This window comes from Streptomyces sp. NRRL B-24085, from assembly GCF_001282115.1.
GTDB lineage: Bacteria > Actinomycetota > Actinomycetes > Streptomycetales > Streptomycetaceae > Streptomyces.
Genome location: NZ_LJBR01000595.1, coordinates 1 through 1143 on the forward strand (window position 1 = coordinate 1; position 1143 = coordinate 1143).

Annotated in this window: 1 protein-coding gene and 1 pseudogene; both read right to left on the minus strand. The window is 75.9% G+C overall.

Features of this window, described 5'->3' with window-relative positions:
* Positions 1-236 (minus strand): annotated as a pseudogene (locus AOJ26_RS39990) (prepilin peptidase); the annotation flags it as partial.
* Positions 233-877, minus strand: a complete 645-nt coding sequence (locus AOJ26_RS43235; protein WP_107476191.1) for a hypothetical protein — start codon at positions 875-877, stop codon at positions 233-235. The gene AOJ26_RS43235 and the pseudogene AOJ26_RS39990, both read right to left, overlap by 4 nt.
* Positions 878-1143: the final 266 nt, after the last annotated feature.

The window sequence follows — 1143 nt, forward strand, 5'->3', positions numbered from 1 at the left end:
GCGCAGAGGAGGGCGGTGAGGGTGGGGAGGAGCAGGGCGCCACGGCCGTACGACTGCTGGGTGCCGCAGTTCCGGCACCTCGCCCGTCCGAGCCAGCCGGCCAGGGGGTGGCCGTCGGGGCAGGTGTCGCGCCACGGGTGCTCGGGCGGGACGGAGAAGCGGTAGGCCGCGCGGGGCAGCAGCGCGCCCGTGGCCGCTCCCCACAGCGCGGCCACGAGGACGAGCAGCTCCGTCACCGCCCGACCTTCGACATCCGGGCCTCGGGGTATCCCTCGGCCTGGCTTTCGGAGGTGTACTTCAGGTCGTCGCCCACGGTGGTGAGGCGGACCGTGTGGGCGGCGGGGTTGCAGCCGGCGTGGTTGTCCGCGGCGCCGACGGCCGTGGTGACGAGTTCCGTGTCGGTGACCTTCTTCAGGGTGAGGACGTCGGTGCAGACCGCGCCGATCGCGTCGGTCTGCTGGAGGCGGCCCAACTCCTCGCCGACGCCCGCCTTCTTGACGGTGATCCGGAAGGTCCCCATCGGCAGGCTCCCGCCGAGACCCGTGCCCTGGCCCTCCCAGGTGCCGAGGTAGCGGGCCGGGACCTCGGACGGCCCGCCCGACGCCTCACCGGATGCCTCGCCCGACGGCGACGGGGAACCGGGCGGGGACGAGACGGAGGAGGTCGCCGACGGTACGGACGTGGGCGCCGAGGAGTACGCGTCGCTGCCGGGCGGGGAACTCGCCGAGTCGTCGTCGCCACCTCGGCCCGGCAGCAGGTCGAACACGAACACCGAGCCCACGGTCACGGCCGCGAGCGCGCCCGCGACCGCGAGCGCCACGGTGCAACTCAACCGGCGCCCGCGGCCGTTGTCGCCGGACGTGGACGTGGCCGCCACGGAGACGGAGAGCCTTCCGGGACCGGACCGGCTGTCCGAGGGCACCACCGTCTCGTGCGGCACCGCGTCCCGGGGCTCCGGCACGGAGGGCCCGGGGGGAGGACCCGTGGGAGCCGGTGGCGTGACCGGATACGCGGCGGGCCCGGCCGCGGGAGCCGGAGGCGCTCCCTGCGACACCGACGGCATCACCGGCGGCGGTCCGAACGCGCCGACCGAACCCGCCGAACCCGCCGGACCCGCCGTTCCCCCGCCCACGGAGGGGCTGC